Genomic DNA, 17,215 nt, shown 5'->3' with positions numbered 1-17,215 from the left:
TCAACGCAACGAATTTATGCCGAAAGATGCCCCGGCAGCAGGTGCGGCCCGGTTCGCGGGCAGGCCGAGGCAAAGGGGTGGAAATCGCCTTGCGCCGCGCCTCGCGATCCAGCACCCTTCGCAGCAGCCGGGTGAAAGAGCCCGGCCCGGTCGCCGATCCTGCGGCCCGGGACGAAAAATGCCGTTCGGGCAGTCGGGCAAGGCCGCGGTCGCGGGTTGCAACAGGGCGTCCGCCTGAATATCAGAAGCTGCGCATCCACCAGCACGGAAATCCACAATGGACATCGCCGAACGCCGCAAGGCCAATCCCGACCACTGGCGCCTTGCCTCCGCCATCCGCGCCCTGTCGATGGACGCAGTCGAGGCCGCGAATTCGGGCCATCCCGGCATGCCGATGGGCATGGCCGACGTGGCCACGGTCCTGTTCCGCAATCACCTGAAATTCGACGCATCCGCTCCGAACTGGTTCGATCGCGACCGCTTCGTGCTGTCGGCCGGCCACGGCTCGATGCTGATCTATTCGCTGCTGCACCTGACCGGGTATGAGCAGATGTCGATGGACCAGATCCGCAACTTCCGCCAATGGGGCGCGATCACGGCGGGCCATCCGGAATACGGCCATGTCGAAGGTGTCGAGACGACGACCGGTCCGCTGGGCCAGGGCATCGCCACCTCGGTCGGCATGGCCATCGCCGAAGAGGCGATGCGCGCCCAGTTCGGCGCCGATCTGTGCAACCACAAGACCTGGGTCATCGCCGGCGACGGCTGCCTGATGGAAGGCATCAGCCAGGAAGCCATCGCGCTGGCCGGTCACCAGAAGCTGAAGAACCTGATCGTCCTGTGGGACAACAACGACATCACCATCGACGGCCGCGTCTCGCTGTCGGACAATACCGACCAGATGAAGCGGTTCGAGGCCTCGGGCTGGCGCGTGCTGGCTTGCGACGGCCATGACGCCGCCGACATCGACCGCGCGCTGACCGACGCCGCAAGCGGTGCCGACGACCGCCCGGTGCTGGTCTCGTGCAAGACCATCATCGGTTATGGCTCGCCGAAGAAGCAGGACAGCTCGGGCGCTCATGGCTCGCCGCTGGGGGCCGAGGAAATCGTCGCCGCCCGCGCCGCCTATGGCTGGGAATCCCCCGCCTTCATCATCCCCGAGCATATCCTGTCGGATTGGCGCGCGATCGGCGCCCGCGGCAAGTCCGCGCGCGAGGCGTGGAATGCCCGCGTCGACGCCAGTGCGAACCGCGAGGAATTCGCGCGCCGTATTTCGGGCGAGGGCAGCGACCGGCTTGCGCCGACCATCGCCGCGCTGAAGGAACAGGCGCTGTCGAGCAAGCCCAAGATCGCGACCCGCCGCGCCAGCGAGATGGTGCTTGAGGTCGTGAACCCGGAATTGCCCGAGACTCTGGGTGGTTCGGCCGACCTGACCGGCTCGAACAACACCAAGACCAAGGATCTGGGCATCTTCACGCCCGAGAACCGCACCGGCCGCTATATCCACTACGGCATCCGCGAACACGGCATGGCCGCCGCGATGAACGGCATCTGGCTGCATGGCGGTTTCCGTCCCTATGGCGGGACGTTCATGTGCTTCACCGACTATGCCCGCGGCGCAATGCGCCTGTCGGCGCTGATGGGCCTGCCGGTTGTCTATGTCATGACCCATGACAGCATCGGCCTGGGCGAGGACGGCCCGACCCACCAGCCGGTCGAGCATCTGGCAATCTGCCGCGCCACGCCCAATACGCTGACCTTCCGCCCCTGCGATCTGGTCGAGACCGCCGAGGCCTGGGAAATCGCGCTGAGCGAGGACAGCTCGCCCTCGATCCTGGCCCTGTCGCGTCAGAACCTGCCGACGCTGCGCGAAACCGCGGGCGAGAACCTGACCGCCAAGGGCGCCTATGTCCTGCGCGAAGCCAGCGACACGGCGAAAGTCGTGCTGATGGCCACCGGTTCCGAGGTCGAGATCGCGGTCGCCGCGCGCGACCAGCTTGAGGCGCAGGGCGTGCCGACCCGCGTGGTTTCGGTCCCGTCGATGGAACTGTTCCGCGATCAGGACGTGGCTTACCGCAGCTCGGTCCTGCCCGCGAACACCGTGCGCATCGCCATCGAGGCCGCCGTCCGTCAGCCCTGGGAATGGCTGCTGCTGGGCGAACGCGGTCGCGAGGAAACCTCGGGCTTCATCGGCATGACCGGCTTTGGCGCATCGGCCCCGGCCCCGACCCTTTACAAGGAGTTCGGCATCACCGCCGAAGCCGCCGTCGCCGAGGCCCGCCGCCTGCTTGGCTGAGCAATGGCGACATGAAAACGACGGCCGCGCCATTCGCGCGGCCGTCTGCATTCCGGGGCATGGACCTTGTCACCGCGCATCGGCATAACGCGCGGCAAGGGAGTCCCCAGATGAGCCAGCCAGACAGCCCCCCTCCGGGGATTCCGCCGATCCTTGCCCCCGCGGGCAGCACGGTCCGTTCGACGCAATTGCAGGGCATCCTGCTGCTGCTGCTGTCGATCTTCATCTTCACGATGATGGATGCCACCGCGAAGCACCTGGCCGAGCGTTACCACCCCGGCCAGATCGTCTGGGCGCGCTTCTCGATCAACTTCCTGATCGTCGCGGTGATCTTCGCGCCGCGCTTTCGCCGGACGATGGTCACGAAACGCCCGGTCGTGCAGCTGTTCCGCGGCATCACCCAGCTTGCCTCGGGCGGGCTGTTCTTCACCTCGCTGCAATGGATCGGGCTCGCCGAGGCGACGGCGATCATGGACATCAACCCGGTGCTGATCACGCTTGGCGCCGCAATTTTTCTGGGCGAGCGGATCGGCATCCGCCGCGCATTGGGCATCATCACGGCGCTTTGCGGCGCAATGATCATCATCCGCCCCGGTCTTGGCGTCTTCCAGCCGGCAGCGCTGTTGCCGCTGGTTGCGGCCTTCACCTATGCGGCGGGCGCGATCCTGACGCGGGTGGCGCGCGAGGATTCGACCGCAACCTCGATCCTGTGGTCGGCGACGGTCGGCACGGTCATCACCACGCTGGCCGTGCCCTTTGTCTGGCAACCCATTGCCAGTACCGACATCTGGGCCTTCCTGCTGATCGGTTCGCTGGGAACCGTGGCGCAGGCGATGCTGATCCGCGCCTTTGCCCTGGCCGAGGCCGCCGCAATTGCCCCCTTCGGCTATACCGGGTTGATCTGGGCCGGGTTGTGGGGCTGGCTGTTCTGGGGCACCCTGCCCGACCGCTGGACTTTGGCCGGTGCGTTGATCATCGTTGGCGCGGGCATATATGTCTGGCTGCGCGAAGCGCGCGCCATGCAGAAGGCAGGATAGACGGAACCGAATGAGCGAGAAAGACGAAGACAGGGTCTCCCTGACCGACCGGATCGCGAATGGCACCTTTCTTGCCATCATGGGCGTGGCCCGGATCCTGCCTTATGAGCGTCGCATTCCCGCAATGGGCTGGTTCTTTGCCCATGTGCTTGGTCCCGTTGCGGGCTGGCGCAAGCGCATCCGGACGAACCTTGCCAAGGCACGGCCGGACCTGACCCCGGCCGAGGTGCGCCACCTGACCCGCGCGGTGCCCGACAATGCCGGTCGCTCGCTGACCGAGATCTATTCGGGGACCGAGTTCATCGGCCGCATCCATTCGGCCGATCCGCTCTGCGGCCCCGGCCTGCCCGCACTGGAGCAGGCGGCCGCCGCAGGCAGGCCGGTGATCCTGGCCGTGGCGCATTTCGGCAATTACGACGCGATGCGCGCTGCCCTGACCGGTCGGGGCTGGCCGGTGGGCGCGCTTTACCGCCCCATGAACAACGAGGCGTTCAACCGCCATTACATCCCCGCGATGCGCGCCATAGCCGAACCGATGTTCCCGCGCGGACGCTCGGGCCTGGCCGCCATGCTGCGATTCCTGAAGGGCGGCGGTTGGCTGTCACTGGGCTATGACCAGTTCGACGGCCATGGCGCACCACTGAAGTTCTTCGGCCTGACGACGAAGACCGTCCTGACCCCGGCCGAGCTTGCCATCCGCTACGAAGCGCTGATCCTGCCGATCGCCGGAATCCGCCAGCCGGACGGGTTGAGCTTTCGCGTCGAAGTCGGCGAACCCATTCCCCATTCCGATCCCGCGACCATGATGCAGGATCTGAACGATCACCTTGAGGCGCAGGTGCGCGCCCATATGGATCAATGGTTCTGGGTCCATCGCCGCTGGAAAGAACGTGGCGACGCGCGCTAGTCGCCGGGGAAACCCTTTCCCTCGCGTCATATGACAGGCTATAAGCGCCCCAACCGCCGCGCCGGACGCGCGGCACTCAACGACAAAATCCAGAGGACGGCATGAGCGACGATCACAATCACGCAGGTCAGGACGAAGGCAATGGCAAGGGCGACGTCGCCTTCATCCAGGCCCTGGCCGAACTGCTCAACCGCAACGAGCTGACCGAACTTTCCGTCAAGCGCGAATACGGCGAAAACGACCGGCTGACTGTCAGCCTGTCGAAACAAGGCAAGCAGATCATCCAGACTGTCGCGGCCGCGCCCGCGGCTGCCCTGCCCCTCGCGGCCGCCGCACCTGCCGCAGCCGCACCCGCCGCCCCTGCCGCGAATGAGGATCCGACCAGCCTTCCGGGCATCGTGACCTCGCCCATGGTTGGCACCGCCTATCTGTCGCCTGAACCGGGCGCCACGGCCTTCGTCAGCGTCGGCCAGCAAGTCAAGGAAGGCGATACGCTGGTGATCGTCGAGGCGATGAAGACCATGAACCACATCCCCTCGCCGCGCTCGGGTACGGTCAAGCGCATCCTCGTCGACGACGGCAGCCCGGTCGAATTCGGTGCGCCCCTGATGGTCGTCGAGTGAGGCCGGGATGTTTGACAAGATCCTGATCGCCAATCGCGGCGAGATCGCCCTACGGGTGGTCCGCGCCTGCCGCGAGATGGGCATCGCCTCGGTCGCGGTCCATTCCACTGCCGATTCCGATGCCATGCATGTCCGCATGGCCGACGAATCGGTCTGCATCGGACCGCCGCCTTCTGTCGACAGCTACCTGTCGATGTCCGCGATCATCGCCGCCTGCGAAATCACGGGCGCGCAGGCGATCCATCCGGGCTATGGCTTCCTGTCGGAAAATGCCGGCTTCGTGCAGATGGTCGAGGATCACGGCATCGCCTTCATCGGCCCCTCGGCCGAACATATCCGCATCATGGGCGACAAGATCACCGCCAAGGACACCGCCAAGGCGCTTGGCATTCCGGTCGTCCCCGGCTCGGAAGGTGGTGTCCCGGACGTCGCCTCGGCCTACCGCGTCGCGGCCGAAATCGGCTATCCGGTCATCATCAAGGCGACGGCAGGCGGCGGTGGCCGCGGCATGAAGGTCGCCGAGAATGAGGATGGGCTGGAAATCGCCTTCCGCACCGCCCGGACCGAAGCCAAGGCCGCCTTCGGCAATGACGAAGTCTATATCGAGAAATATCTTCAGCGCCCGCGCCATATCGAGATCCAGGTCTTCGGCGACGGCAAGGGCCGCGCGGTGCATCTGGGCGAGCGGGACTGTTCGCTGCAGCGCCGCCACCAGAAGGTGCTGGAAGAGGCTCCCGGCCCCGCAATTTCGCCCGAACAGCGTGCCCGCATCGGCGGCATCTGTGCGGATGCGATGTCAAAGCTGGGTTATCGCGGCGCCGGCACGATCGAATTCCTGTTCGAGGATGGCGAGTTTTATTTCATCGAGATGAACACCCGCCTGCAGGTCGAGCATCCGATCACCGAAGCCATCTTCGGGGTCGATCTGGTGCGCCAGCAGATCCGCGTCGCCGCCGGTGAAGAGATGGAGTTCCGCCAGGAAGATCTTGAGATCCGCGGCCACTCGATCGAAGTGCGGATCAATGCGGAAAAGCTGCCGAATTTCACGCCCTCGCCGGGCAAGATCACGCAATACCACGCGCCGGGTGGCCTGGGCGTTCGGATGGATGCCGCGATCTATGACGGCTACCGCATCCCGCCCTATTACGACAGCCTGATCGGCAAGCTGATCGTGCATGGTCGTGACCGGCACGAAGCGCTGGCGCGCCTTGACCGTGCGTTGGGCGAGTTGATCGTCGATGGTGTCGATACCACCGTGCCGCTGTTCCGGGCGCTGCTTGAAAACCCGGATATCCAGCGGGGTGACTATTCGATCCACTGGCTGGAACGCTGGCTGGCCAAGCTGGCCGATCCGAACAGCTGATCGGGAATGGTGGAACTGACGGCGGAAAGACTGCTTTTGGCCTATGCCCAGGGCGTCTTTCCCATGGCCCGTTCAGCCGCCGATCCCGAACTTTACTGGTTCGACCCGCCCGAGCGCGGCGTCCTGCCGGTGGGCGGGGTCCATGTCTCGCGCTCGATGCACCGCTTCCTGCGCCAATGCGGGTGGCGGGCCAGCATCAACTCCGATTTTGACGGGGTTGTGGCCGGTTGTGCCGACCGCGAAGAGACATGGATCAATGCCGACCTGATCGAGCTCTACCGCGAGCTGTTTCAGCTTGGCCATGCGCATTCCCTTGAAATCTATGACGGCGACGAACTGGTAGGCGGGACCTACGGTGTTTCGCTGGGTGCGGCCTTTTTCGCGGAAAGCATGTTCTCACGCAGGCCGAACGCCTCAAAAGTGGCACTGATCTGGATGTCGTCGCACCTGCGCCGGACTGGGTTTCAGCTTTGGGATACGCAATATCCGACGGAACACCTGACTTCGATGGGGGGGCGCGCGATCCTGCGCGGGGAATACCGACGCCGTCTGGCGCAGGCGATCCGCAGTGGTGCGGACTTCACCGCGGCCGGGCTGCCGGACCGTCAGGCGTTGTTGCAGGAGATGACCCAAACGTCGTAGCGCGGATCATCCATCGCTGACAGCGCCGGCGAGGATGCGATCATCCAGCCCGAAAACACGGTATTGTTCGCGCGCGTATCGACCACGGTCAGCTCGGCATAGGCGTCGGATGCAGGGTTGTTCGCCGGAAAACGGCATTCGCCCAGCCGCACCTGAAGTCGTCCGAACTCGGTCGACTGTCCGTTCTCCAACCCGAAATCGTGAGTCTGCCCGGTGACCTTGTCCAGACCGCGCAATTTCGCGCCCTTGCCCTGCGCGGTATCCGGCCCGCGCGCGCCTGCAATCGCAGCCTCGCGTTCGGCGGCCGATGGCTCGATCACCACCACGGCATTAGGATCGTCGCTGAAGGCGGGGTCGACCATCAGGCTTTCGTCGGAAAGCGACCCATCCTCTTCCTGCGCCACAACGGGCACGGCGCCCATCAGCAGGCAAAGCAGCGCGGGTGCGAGGATACGACGGGTCATTTCTGGTCTCCCCCCGCCTGCGCATCAACGAATTTCATCATCAGCGACAACAGGCTGACGGCACCCTGCACATCCTCGATCTCGTCACCGGGGGCAAGGTTGTCCGGCGCGCCGCCGGGCTGAAGCTCGATATAGGCACCGCCGAGAAGCCCGTCGGACTGTATCAGCGCGGCGCTGTCGCTGGGCATCTGGATTTCGGCGGGGATGCGCAACCGCGCTTCGGCCAGATAGGTCTGGGGGTTCAGGTCGATGCCGGTCACTTTGCCGACCTTGACACCTGCGACGCGGACATCGGTCCCGACGTCGATCCCGTCCACGCTCGGGAAGGCCGCGCGCAATTCGTAACCGTCACCGCCCAGCCCACGCCCGAAGCCGCTTCCCGAACCGGTCCAGATCAGAAAGCCCGCCGCGACGGCCAGGACCGCCGTTCCAACCCAGAGTTCGGCCCGTTCGGCGGCGCTTTGCATGGCTTACTCGGGCTGCCAGGCGTCATAGTCGCGGCGACGCGCGGGTTCTGCGCGATAGATCGAGCCCGCGGGGTGATAGGCCTCGTCGGTCCCGGTCGGGTTCGCGACATGCTCTTTTTCCCAGGGCTTGTGGACCATCGGCGCCGTGGTCGGCGGCTGTTTATAGGTGTGGTGCAGCCAGCCATGCCAATCGGGCGACACGCGGCTGGCCTCGGCCTCGCCATTATAGATCACCCAGCGCCGCTTGCCGCCGCCCGACTGGTAGTAGACGTTCCCTTGGTCGTCTTGGCCGACCTTTTCACCGTAAAGCCTGGTCCAGACTTGGGTGTTGATCGTCTGGCTGTTCCACCAGGTCAGGGCGCGCAGCAGAAAGGACATGGTCGTGAACCTTCGTCAGTCGGATTTGGGATGAGATATGGCGCAACTTGCCGCCAAGGTCCAGAGAGCGCGAGCCCCCAAGCCCCCAATTCGCGGCCGCGCGCGTCCCTGTGAACGGAAGCGGCCCCGCCAAAACGGCAACGGCCCGCGACGTTTTCCGTCGCGGGCCGCAATTTCCCTCACGGCCAGCGATCAGCCCGCCGTCGCGGTTTCCTTTTTCGCGTCGGCATGGATCAGCAGCGGCGTGGCGCTGGGATTGTCGACCGCTTCTTCGTTCACCACCACCTCTTCGACGCTGTCGAGGCCGGGCAGTTCGAACATGGTATCCAGCAGGATATCCTCCATGATCGAGCGCAGGCCCCGGGCGCCCGTCTTGCGCTTGATGGCGCGCCGCGCGATGGCGACCAGCGCATCCTCGGTAAAGGTCAGCTTCACGTCCTCAAGATCGAAAAGACGCTGGTACTGCTTGACCAGGGCGTTCTTCGGCTCGGTCAGGATGGTGATCAGCGCGCCTTCGTCCAGGTCGCCCAGCGTTGCGATGACCGGCAGACGCCCGACGAATTCGGGGATCAGGCCGAATTTCAGCAGGTCTTCCGGTTCAAGCTGCTTGAACAGCTCGCCCACGCCCTTGTCGTCATTTTCCTTGACCGCGGCGCCGAAGCCCATCGCGGTGCCCTTGTTCCGCTGCGCAATGATCCGATCAAGCCCGGCAAACGCGCCACCGCAGATGAACAGGATATTCGTCGTGTCGACCTGCAGGAATTCCTGCTGCGGATGCTTGCGGCCACCTTGCGGGGGAACGCTGGCAACGGTGCCTTCCATGATCTTCAGCAGAGCCTGCTGCACCCCCTCGCCCGAAACGTCGCGGGTGATCGAGGGATTGTCGGACTTGCGGGTGATCTTGTCGACCTCGTCGATATAGACGATGCCGCGCTGCGCCCGCTCGACATTGTATTCCGATGCCTGCAGCAGCTTCAGGATGATGTTCTCGACATCCTCGCCGACATAGCCCGCTTCGGTCAGGGTGGTCGCATCGGCCATGGTGAAGGGCACGTCAAGGATGCGCGCCAGCGTCTGCGCCAGCAGCGTCTTGCCGCAACCCGTCGGGCCGATCAGCAGGATGTTAGACTTCGACAGCTCGATATCGGTCTTGGAGCTGTGGTTCAGTCGCTTGTAGTGGTTGTGCACCGCAACCGAAAGCACGCGCTTGGCATGTTCCTGGCCGATGACATAATCGTCGAGAACATTGCAGATCTCGCGCGGGCTGGGGACGCCGTCACCCGACTTCAGCGCCGAGGACTTGGTCTCTTCCCGGATGATGTCCATGCACAGCTCGACACATTCGTCGCAGATGAACACGGTCGGACCGGCGATCAGCTTGCGTACCTCATGCTGGCTCTTGCCGCAGAAGCTGCAATAAAGCGTGTTCTTGCTGTCGCCGCCTGTCGGATTAGCCATTAATTCGATCCTCGCATTGCCCCGGGGGCCCGGCCCACCGCCGGACGCCCGCCTGTCTTTGGCGCGAATTTTGCCGCACCACGCATCTTATGACATGTTACGGGCCGCCTTGGCCCGTCACAATCCCCAAAAAAGCCGTAACCGGATGGGTTCATGCGCCCTCAGGTCGACGGCTCGGCCTTGCCGCGGGCCACCAGAATCTCGTCGATCAGGCCCCATTCCTTGGCCTCTTCCGGCGACATGAAGCGGTCACGCTCCAGCGCCTCTTCGACTTCTTCCAGCGTCCGCCCGGTATGCGCCACATAGATCTCGTTCAGGCGGCGCTTCAGCTTTTCGGTTTCGCGCGCGTGGATCAGGATGTCGGTCGCCTGACCCTGGAACCCGCCCGAGGGCTGGTGGACCATGATGCGGCTGTTGGGAAGCGAGAAGCGATGACCGGGCTGGCCAGCGCACAGAAGCAGCGACCCCATCGAGGCCGCCTGACCCACCACCAGCGTCGAGACGCGCGGCTTGATGTATTGCATCGTGTCATAAATCGACAGGCCAGCGGTCACCACACCGCCGGGGCTGTTGATATACATGCTGATGTCCTTGTTCGGATTTTCCGCCTCAAGGAACAGCAACTGCGCCGAGATCAGGGTCGCCACACCGTCATGCACCGGGCCGGACATGAAGATGATGCGTTCCTTCAGCAGGCGCGAGAAAATGTCATAGGCCCGTTCGCCACGGCTGGTCTGTTCGACGACCATGGGAACGAGCGTGTTCATGTAGAATTCTGCCGGATCTTGCATGTCTTTCCCTGCTTTTTTCCCTGCCTGGCCTGCCCGTTTCCCGAATCGCCAAAGCGGGATGCATCCGCCTTGGCTCGTTCGTAGAGACGAAGAGTTGACAGAGTCTTAGTAACGCCCGCCCCCGAGGACAAGAGAGCGTAAGAATTTGCCCCTGCCCGCCGTGACGGATAATCTGGCCCCCAGAGACGGAGAATGTGATGAAACTGATCGTCGGCCTGGGAAATCCCGGCGCGAAATACGAAAAGAACCGCCATAATGTCGGTTTCATGGCGCTGGACCGCATCGCCTCGGACCACGGGTTCGGGCCGTGGCGCGCGCGATTCCAGGGCGAGGTCTCTGAAGGACGACTGGGTCAGGAACGGGTGGTGCTGCTGAAACCCGCGACATTCATGAACCTCTCCGGCCAGTCCGTCGGCGAGGCGATGCGCTATCTGAAGATCGAGCCCGGCGATGTGATCGTGCTGCATGACGAACTGGACCTTGCCCCGGGCAAGGTGCGGCTGAAACTGGGCGGCGGTCATGCCGGGCATAACGGCCTGCGCTCGATCCATCAGCATATAGGCGAGACGTATCGCCGGATGCGCATCGGGATCGGCCATCCCGGACACAAGGACCGCGTCGCGGGCTATGTCCTGTCCGACTTCGCCAAGGCCGAGGAAAACGGGCTGGACGATCTGCTGCGCGGCATCTCGGACGGCGCCGAGGCGTTGGCGGCGGGTGACGACGCACGCGTGATGAATGCCGTCGCGGCCCGTGTGTCGCCTGCGCGAAACAGCGGCCCCCGCCCTGCCGCGCCCCCCAGTGCCGGGGCACCGGTGGCAAAGCCCGCCCCCGCCAAGAAGGACGCCACGCCGCCCGAGACACCCGCAAAGCCGGAAACCTTGTCGGACAGGCTGCGCGCGCTTGGCGAGCGGTTCAGATGACACGTCTGCGGACGGCAAACCTGCCGACGCCCGCAGGACGAATTGCCGGATCAATGGAGGATTGACGATGGACCCTGCCCTGAACGTCCTTGGCGGTCCCCTGGAGACCTGTTCGACCGCGCCCCTGACCGGGTTCTTCCGCGACGGATGCTGCAATACCGGGCCGCAGGATTCCGGTCGACACACGGTCTGCGTCATCGTGACCGCAGAATTCCTGGCGGTTTCGAAATATCTCGGCAACGATCTCAGCACACCGCGGCCAGAATACCGCTTTCCCGGTCTGAAGCCGGGAGATCGCTGGTGCCTTTGCGCCGCGCGTTTCCTGCAGGCAACGCAGGAATTCGCCGCGCCCAAGGTCGCGCTGGAGTCCACCCACCAACGCACCCTGGATATCGTGCCGATGGAACTGCTGCAGGCGCACGCGGTCGAAACCTAAGCCCCAGCCGAAAGATCCGCCTGCGCAAGATAATGGCGGACGGCATCGACGACGTGGCGGAAACGGTCGCCGCCCAGATGCTTGCCACCATACCAACGCGTCACGACGATGACGTGATTGTCCAGGCCGGCGCGTTCCAACATCTGCTGGATGATCTGCGCCGCGCCGCTTTCGCCGTCATCGTCGCGAACCGCCTCGCCGCCCAGCATGGCGGCCCAAGTGTTGTGCGTGGCCTTGGCAAAGCGCTTGTTGCGCTTCAACTCGGCCAGCAGCGCTTGCACGTCTTCACGGCTCCGCGCCGGCCCGCCCGACACGGCATAGCGCGATCCCCGGTCGGAGATGATCTTGTCGAAAACGGCCAGCGTCATGTCTTGCGCCGGACATACAGCTCCAGCCGGTGACGGACGATCTCATAGCCCAGTTCGGCAGCGATCTCGGCCTGCAGCTTTTCGATACGTTCGCTGACGAATTCGGTGACTTCGCCGGTCTCGATATCAATGATGTGGTCGTGGTGCTTGCCGTCGGCAGGCTCGAAGCGCGCGGCCTCGCCCTCGAATTCCAGTTTCAGGATGACGCCCTGCGCCTCAAGCGCGGACAGGGTCCGATAGACGGTCGCAAGGGAAACCCCGGCCCCCGCCTCGGTCGCGCGCAGGTAAAGCTGGTTCGCGTCGGGGTGATCCTCTGCGCCGGCAAGGACGCGCAGCAGGGCGGCACGCTGGCGCGTGATCCTGACTCCCGCCCGACGCAAGGCGCGCTCGAAGGATTGGGCTCGGGCTTCGTTCTCCATGCCGCTTTCTTACTCAGGAACGTGCGAATTACAACGAGGTTGACGGTCCGGATACGGTCCCGCCCATGTGTCCACCCACGTCCTGGGCCCGCGGGGGCACTTGCGCGAACCTTTGCCACGAAGCGGCCAGGCTGCGGCATATCATCGCCCACCGGTATCGGCGCTCTGGCCAACGCGCGGTTGCGGGCGATATGCTGGGGCCATCACCTGCCTCGTTGCCCACTGTGGAGTACCCGCATGAGCCTGACGACCAGCCCGATCGCCCCTGCACCGGCAAGCGCGCATCCCGACGACCCCCATTACGTCACCCGCATGGGCTGGCTGCGCGCCGCGATCCTCGGCGCGAATGACGGCATCATCTCGGTCGGGGCGCTGATCGTGGGCGTCGCTGCCGCAAATCCGGGGCGCGAGGCGATCCTGATCGCAGGCTCGGCGGGGCTGGTTGCGGGTGCGCTGTCGATGGCCTTGGGCGAATATGTGTCAGTCAGTTCGCAATCGGATACCGAACGCGCCGATATCGCGCGCGAAGGTGCCGCTCTGCGAGACATGCCCGAGCAAGAGCTGCACGAGTTGGCCGCGATCTATGAATCCCGCGGCATGGCGCCCGGAACCGCCCTGCAGGCCGCGCGCGAAGTAACAGAGCATGACGCGCTGGGTGCCCATCTGCGCGATGAACTGGGGCTGAGCGAGGCAACCGCGCCCAATCCCTTGCAGGCGGCGGTAGCCTCGGCTGCGACCTTCAGCATCGCGGCGGCACTGCCGCTGCTGGCGGCCGTCCTTTCTCCAGCCAGCGCCGTCATCCCCACGGTCCTTGTCGCGGTCTTGCTGGCACTGGCGCTGCTTGGCGCGCTGGGGGCCTGGGCGGGCGGTGCCCGCCCCGGTCGCGCGGTCCTGCGCGTTGTGGCGGGCGGCATCCTTGCCATGACGATAACCGCCGGCGTCGGCTGGCTTTCGGGCGTCGCGGTCTAGGGCGTCTCGCGTTCATAGCTGCTGCTCGCGGTCAGCAGCTCGCGCGCGTAATCCGTCGCCACCTGGCCCGAGCGCAGCGCCCCGACCTCCAGCATCTCGACAACCTGGCCACCCCGCATCACGGCCACGCGGTCGCACATATGGGCGACGACGCCCAGATCGTGGCTGACCATGACATAGGTCAGTCCGCGGTCACGGCGCAGGTCTGACAAGAGGTTCAGGATCTCGGCCTGGACGCTGACATCCAGCGCGCTGGTCGGCTCGTCCAGCAGCAGAAGCCGCGGTTCGGCCGCAAGGGCGCGCGCGATCGCCACGCGCTGCCTTTGACCGCCCGAAAGCTGGTGCGGATAGCGGAAGCGGAACCCCCGACCCAGCCCGACGGAATCGAGCAGGCGCGGGATGCGCGCGTCGATCTGGTCCATGCCCTGCAATTGCAGCGTCTCGGACAGGACTCGGTCAACCGAGTGGCGCGGATGCAGGCTGGCATAGGGATCCTGAAAGACCATCTGCACGGTCTTGTGGAAACGGCGCGAGCGGTGGCGGGCGTGGACCTCTTCTCCCTCAACGGCGATGCGGCCCGACCAGCTGCCGATCAAGCCCGTGATGGCGCGCAGGATCGTCGACTTGCCGGAACCGGATTCGCCGACGATCCCGAAGCTTTCCCCCTGCCCGACGCGAAGCGAGGCCGATCTGACCGCATCGACCCGTTCCGGGGGATCGCCGAACCAGACGTGCAGGTTTTCGATCTCAAGCATGTCAGCAGCCTTGCGAATGGGTATTTGAGAAACGGTGACAGCGCATGTCACAACCCTCCGGGCAAGGGTGTCGCCAGCTGGTCGTCACGCCAGCTGTCCTGGCGTTCAAGAACCGGAAGGCGCTGGACCGGGTGGTCCAGCCGCGGCTGGCTGTTCAAAAGGCCCTGGGTATAGGGATGGCGCGCCAGATGCAGGTCGCGGGCCGCCAGCTCCTCGACCACCCGGCCGGCATACATGATGAGCACCCGGTCGCAGAACTGCGCGACCAGGTTCAGGTCATGGCTGATGAAGATCAGCCCCATGCCCCGTTGGGTCACAAGGCGATCCATGATCCGCAGCACCTCGTTCCTGACCGAAACGTCCAGCGCCGAGGTCGGCTCGTCCGCGATCAGGATCTCGGGGTCGGGTGCCAGCATCATGGCGATCATGATGCGCTGACCCATGCCGCCCGAAACCTCGTGCGGATAGGCGTCGAAGACCCGTTCCGGATCGCGGATCTGGACCGCGCGCAGCATTTCCAGCGCCTTGTCGCGGGCGGCGCGGCCGCCTTCGCCGGAATGCAGGCGATAGGCCTCCATGATCTGCTGGCCGACGGTCATCACCGGGTTCAGGCTGAACTTCGGATCCTGCATCACCATGCTGATGCGCGCGCCACGCAAGGCGCGCATCCGGCGTTCGGGCAGGTTCAGGATCGACTCGCCATTCAGGGTCATCCGTTCGGCCGAGACCTTGCCCGGTGGGCGGACAAGGCCAAGGATGGCGCGCCCGGTCATGGACTTGCCCGACCCGGATTCGCCCACGACCCCCAGCCTTTCGCGGCCAAGATCGAAGCTGACGCCCCGCACCGCATCGAAGCGGCCAGAACGGGTCGGGAAACTGACGCGCAGGTCGCGAACTGACAGCAACGGTTCGGTCATTCTTTCGCCCCCTTGGGGTCCAGGACGTCGCGCAGGCCGTCGCCAAGCAGGTTGAAGGCCAGGCTGACGATAAAGATCGCCATGCCGGGCATTGCCGCGACCCACCAGAAATCGAGGATATAGGTCCGCCCGTCCGAGATCATCGCACCCCATTCCGGCATCGGCGGCTGCGCCCCGAGACCAAGGAAGCCCAGGCCGGCCGCCGACAGGATGATCCCCGCCATGTCCAGCGCCACCCGCACGATCAGGGACGAAACACAAAGCGGCCAGACATGGCCGATCAGCAGACGCAGGGGTCCCGCGCCCTGAAGGCGGGCGGCGGCGATGTAATCGGCATTGCGGATCGTCAGCGTCTCGGCCCGGGCAAGGCGCGCATAGGGCGGCCATGACGTAATGGCGAGCGCGAGCACGGCATTGCCGATCCCCGGTCCCAGTGCCGCGACGAAAGCCAGCGCCAGGATCAGCTTCGGGAACGCCAGGAAGATGTCGGTGATCCGCATCAGGGCCTGGTCGACCCAGCCTCCGGCAAAGCCTGCGACCGTGCCGACGAAAAGACCGATCACCGGCGCGATCAACGCCACCGTACCGACGATGAACAGCGTGATGCGCGACCCGTGGATCAGCCGCGACAGGATGTCCCGTCCCAGCGCATCCGTTCCCAGCAAATGCGCCGATGACGGCGGCTTCAGCCGGTCTGCCAGGTTCTGCGCAAAGGGATCCTGCGGCGACAGCCAGGGTGCGAAGATCGCCATCAGCACCAGCAGGACCAGGATCACCAGTCCCAGCATGGCCAGCTTGTTCGCCCGAAAGGTCAACCAGCCCTGATAGATTGCTCCCAGCCGCGCCTGTCGGCGGGTTTGCGGCGCGTCGGACAGAAGCCAGGCGCGTGTCGTCATCTCGGTCATTTCGCCCTCGGGTCCAGCACGCGATAGAGAATGTCGGACAGCAGGTTCAGCGCGACGAAGCAGGTGCCGATCAGCACCGTCCCGCCCAGGACCGCATTCATGTCGCCCGCAAGCAGCGCCTTGGTGATGTATTGGCCGATGCCGGGCCAGCTAAACACGATCTCGGTCAGGACCGAGCCTTCCAGCAGCGACCCGAAGCTGAGCGCGATCACCGTGACCAGCGGCACCAGAATGTTGCGGAAGGCATGACCCCAGACCACGCGCCGCTCGCTGAGGCCCTTGACCCGCGCGGTGGTGACATATTCCGAAGAAAGTTGCTCGAGCATGAAGCTGCGCGTCATGCGGCTGATATAGGCCAGGCTGAAATATCCCAGCAGGCTGGCGGGCAGGATGATGTGGCTGAAGGCATCCGTGAACGCGCCCCAATCCCCGGCCAGCAGGCTGTCGACAAGGATCATGCCGGTTGTGACGGGAACCATGCCGTCAAAGATGATCCCCTGCCGTCCCGGCCCCCCGATCCAGCCGAGGATGCCGTAGAACAGCAAAAGCCCCATCAGCCCCAGCCAGAAGATCGGCATCGAATAGCCGACAAGCGCCACGACGCGTGCCACCTGGTCCACCCAACCGCCGCGCCGCGCGGCCGCGATCACGCCCAGCGGCACCCCCACGAAGACACCGATCAGCGTGCCCAGCATCGCCAGTTCCAGCGTGGCCGGGAATACCCGGCGCAAATCGTCGATCACCGCATGCCCGGTCGAGATCGAGCGTCCGAAATCGCCCCTCAACACCTCGCCCATATAGCGCAGGAACTGTTCCCACAGCGGAAGGTCAAGCCCCATCGCCTGATAGGCGGCATCGTACTGGGCCTGGGTCGCCCGCTCTCCGACGACTTTCAGGACGGGGTCGATCGGCATGACCCGGCCGATGATGAAGGTTACCATGAGCAGGCCAAGCAGCGTCAGGCACAGCGACAGCGCCACGCCCCCCACGCTTCTGGCCCTGCGGCGCAGTCGGCTGCGCCCCTTGGGCGCGCCGCGCGGGCCCTGGGGCAGGTTGTCCTGCCCCGAAGCCCGCGCAAGGTCGGTATCGGTCAACGT

The 17,215-nt window shown here is 65.1% G+C and carries 20 protein-coding genes; 9 read left to right on the top strand and 11 right to left on the bottom strand.

What is annotated here, in order from left to right:
- Positions 1-277 precede the first annotated feature (277 nt).
- The 6 genes from tkt (at position 278) to aat (ending at position 6,868) form a co-directional block, all read left to right on the top strand.
- Entirely contained in the window at positions 278-2,296 is a 2,019-nt protein-coding gene (gene tkt, locus RM190_RS05495) for a transketolase (protein ID WP_311758403.1), read from the top strand.
- A gap of 110 nt (positions 2,297-2,406) precedes the next feature.
- A complete protein-coding gene (locus tag RM190_RS05490) occupies positions 2,407-3,333 on the top strand; it encodes a DMT family transporter (RefSeq protein WP_311758402.1) in 927 nt (308 codons plus the stop codon).
- Between the two features lie 10 nt (positions 3,334-3,343).
- Entirely contained in the window at positions 3,344-4,240 is an 897-nt protein-coding gene (locus tag RM190_RS05485) for a lysophospholipid acyltransferase family protein (RefSeq protein ID WP_311758401.1), read from the top strand.
- A 101-nt stretch (positions 4,241-4,341) separates the two neighbouring features.
- Positions 4,342-4,863, top strand: coding sequence for an acetyl-CoA carboxylase biotin carboxyl carrier protein (accB, locus tag RM190_RS05480; protein WP_311758400.1), 522 nt, complete (start codon positions 4,342-4,344; stop codon positions 4,861-4,863).
- A gap of 7 nt (positions 4,864-4,870) precedes the next feature.
- Entirely contained in the window at positions 4,871-6,226 is a 1,356-nt protein-coding gene (gene accC, locus RM190_RS05475) for an acetyl-CoA carboxylase biotin carboxylase subunit (protein WP_311758399.1), read from the top strand.
- Between the two features lie 6 nt (positions 6,227-6,232).
- Complete coding sequence (gene aat / locus RM190_RS05470; RefSeq protein ID WP_311758398.1) at positions 6,233-6,868, top strand: leucyl/phenylalanyl-tRNA--protein transferase; 636 nt, start codon at positions 6,233-6,235, stop codon at positions 6,866-6,868.
- Here the strand turns inward: aat and RM190_RS05465 are convergent.
- The 5 genes from RM190_RS05465 to RM190_RS05445 all read right to left on the bottom strand — a co-directional run bounded on the left by RM190_RS05465 (position 6,832) and on the right by RM190_RS05445 (position 10,426).
- Positions 6,832-7,332 (bottom strand): DUF2155 domain-containing protein, encoded by a 501-nt coding sequence (locus RM190_RS05465; protein WP_311758397.1) that lies wholly within the window; start codon positions 7,330-7,332, stop codon positions 6,832-6,834. The genes aat and RM190_RS05465 overlap by 37 nt on opposite strands.
- Positions 7,329-7,799, bottom strand: coding sequence for an outer membrane lipid asymmetry maintenance protein MlaD (gene mlaD, locus RM190_RS05460; RefSeq protein ID WP_311758396.1), 471 nt, complete (start codon positions 7,797-7,799; stop codon positions 7,329-7,331). Before mlaD ends, RM190_RS05465 begins: the two co-directional genes overlap by 4 nt.
- A 3-nt stretch (positions 7,800-7,802) precedes the next feature.
- Entirely contained in the window at positions 7,803-8,177 is a 375-nt protein-coding gene (locus RM190_RS05455; protein ID WP_311758395.1) for an NADH:ubiquinone oxidoreductase subunit NDUFA12, read from the bottom strand.
- Between the two features lie 192 nt (positions 8,178-8,369).
- Complete coding sequence (clpX, locus tag RM190_RS05450; RefSeq protein WP_311758394.1) at positions 8,370-9,635, bottom strand: ATP-dependent Clp protease ATP-binding subunit ClpX; 1,266 nt, start codon at positions 9,633-9,635, stop codon at positions 8,370-8,372.
- A 161-nt stretch (positions 9,636-9,796) separates the two neighbouring features.
- A complete protein-coding gene (locus RM190_RS05445; RefSeq protein WP_311758393.1) occupies positions 9,797-10,426 on the bottom strand; it encodes an ATP-dependent Clp protease proteolytic subunit in 630 nt (209 codons plus the stop codon).
- A gap of 197 nt (positions 10,427-10,623) precedes the next feature.
- Here RM190_RS05445 and pth point away from each other — a divergent pair, with 197 nt between their 5' ends.
- Entirely contained in the window at positions 10,624-11,349 is a 726-nt protein-coding gene (pth, locus tag RM190_RS05440) for an aminoacyl-tRNA hydrolase (protein ID WP_311758392.1), read from the top strand.
- 67 nt (positions 11,350-11,416) lie between these two features.
- Positions 11,417-11,785 (top strand): DUF2237 family protein, encoded by a 369-nt coding sequence (locus RM190_RS05435; protein WP_311758391.1) that lies wholly within the window; start codon positions 11,417-11,419, stop codon positions 11,783-11,785.
- On the opposite strand, the gene RM190_RS05430 is transcribed toward RM190_RS05435, so the two are convergent.
- Together RM190_RS05430 and RM190_RS05425 are read right to left on the bottom strand one after the other, a co-directional pair.
- Complete coding sequence (locus RM190_RS05430) at positions 11,782-12,153, bottom strand: YigZ family protein (RefSeq protein ID WP_311758390.1); 372 nt, start codon at positions 12,151-12,153, stop codon at positions 11,782-11,784. The two genes, RM190_RS05435 and RM190_RS05430, sit on opposite strands and share 4 nt — an antisense overlap.
- On the bottom strand, positions 12,150-12,572 hold the full coding sequence (locus RM190_RS05425) for a Fur family transcriptional regulator (RefSeq protein WP_311758389.1): 423 nt from the start codon (positions 12,570-12,572) through the stop codon (positions 12,150-12,152). Before RM190_RS05425 ends, RM190_RS05430 begins: the two co-directional genes overlap by 4 nt.
- Positions 12,573-12,809: 237 nt before the next feature.
- Between RM190_RS05425 and RM190_RS05420 the strand changes: the two genes are divergently transcribed.
- Positions 12,810-13,541 (top strand): VIT1/CCC1 transporter family protein, encoded by a 732-nt coding sequence (locus RM190_RS05420; RefSeq protein ID WP_311758388.1) that lies wholly within the window; start codon positions 12,810-12,812, stop codon positions 13,539-13,541.
- Here the strand turns inward: RM190_RS05420 and RM190_RS05415 are convergent.
- The 4 genes from RM190_RS05415 to RM190_RS05400 are packed head-to-tail and all read right to left on the bottom strand — an operon-like array spanning position 13,538 to position 17,107.
- Positions 13,538-14,296 (bottom strand): ABC transporter ATP-binding protein, encoded by a 759-nt coding sequence (locus RM190_RS05415; protein WP_311758387.1) that lies wholly within the window; start codon positions 14,294-14,296, stop codon positions 13,538-13,540. The two genes, RM190_RS05420 and RM190_RS05415, sit on opposite strands and share 4 nt — an antisense overlap.
- Before the next feature lie 47 nt (positions 14,297-14,343).
- On the bottom strand, positions 14,344-15,213 hold the full coding sequence (locus RM190_RS05410; RefSeq protein WP_311758386.1) for an ABC transporter ATP-binding protein: 870 nt from the start codon (positions 15,211-15,213) through the stop codon (positions 14,344-14,346).
- Positions 15,210-16,118: a nickel transporter permease gene (gene nikC / locus RM190_RS05405; protein WP_311758385.1), complete on the bottom strand. Its 909-nt coding sequence runs from the start codon at positions 16,116-16,118 to the stop codon at positions 15,210-15,212. The genes RM190_RS05410 and nikC overlap by 4 nt, the downstream gene beginning before the upstream one ends.
- Positions 16,115-17,107: an ABC transporter permease gene (locus tag RM190_RS05400; RefSeq protein ID WP_390908008.1), complete on the bottom strand. Its 993-nt coding sequence runs from the start codon at positions 17,105-17,107 to the stop codon at positions 16,115-16,117. Before RM190_RS05400 ends, nikC begins: the two co-directional genes overlap by 4 nt.
- Positions 17,108-17,215: the final 108 nt, after the last annotated feature.

The organism is Paracoccus broussonetiae (assembly GCF_031854425.1).
Classification (GTDB): Bacteria; Pseudomonadota; Alphaproteobacteria; order Rhodobacterales; family Rhodobacteraceae; genus Paracoccus; species Paracoccus broussonetiae.
The sequence above is the reverse complement of the archived record's forward strand: the minus strand, read 5'-3'. Positions and strand labels throughout refer to the sequence as shown.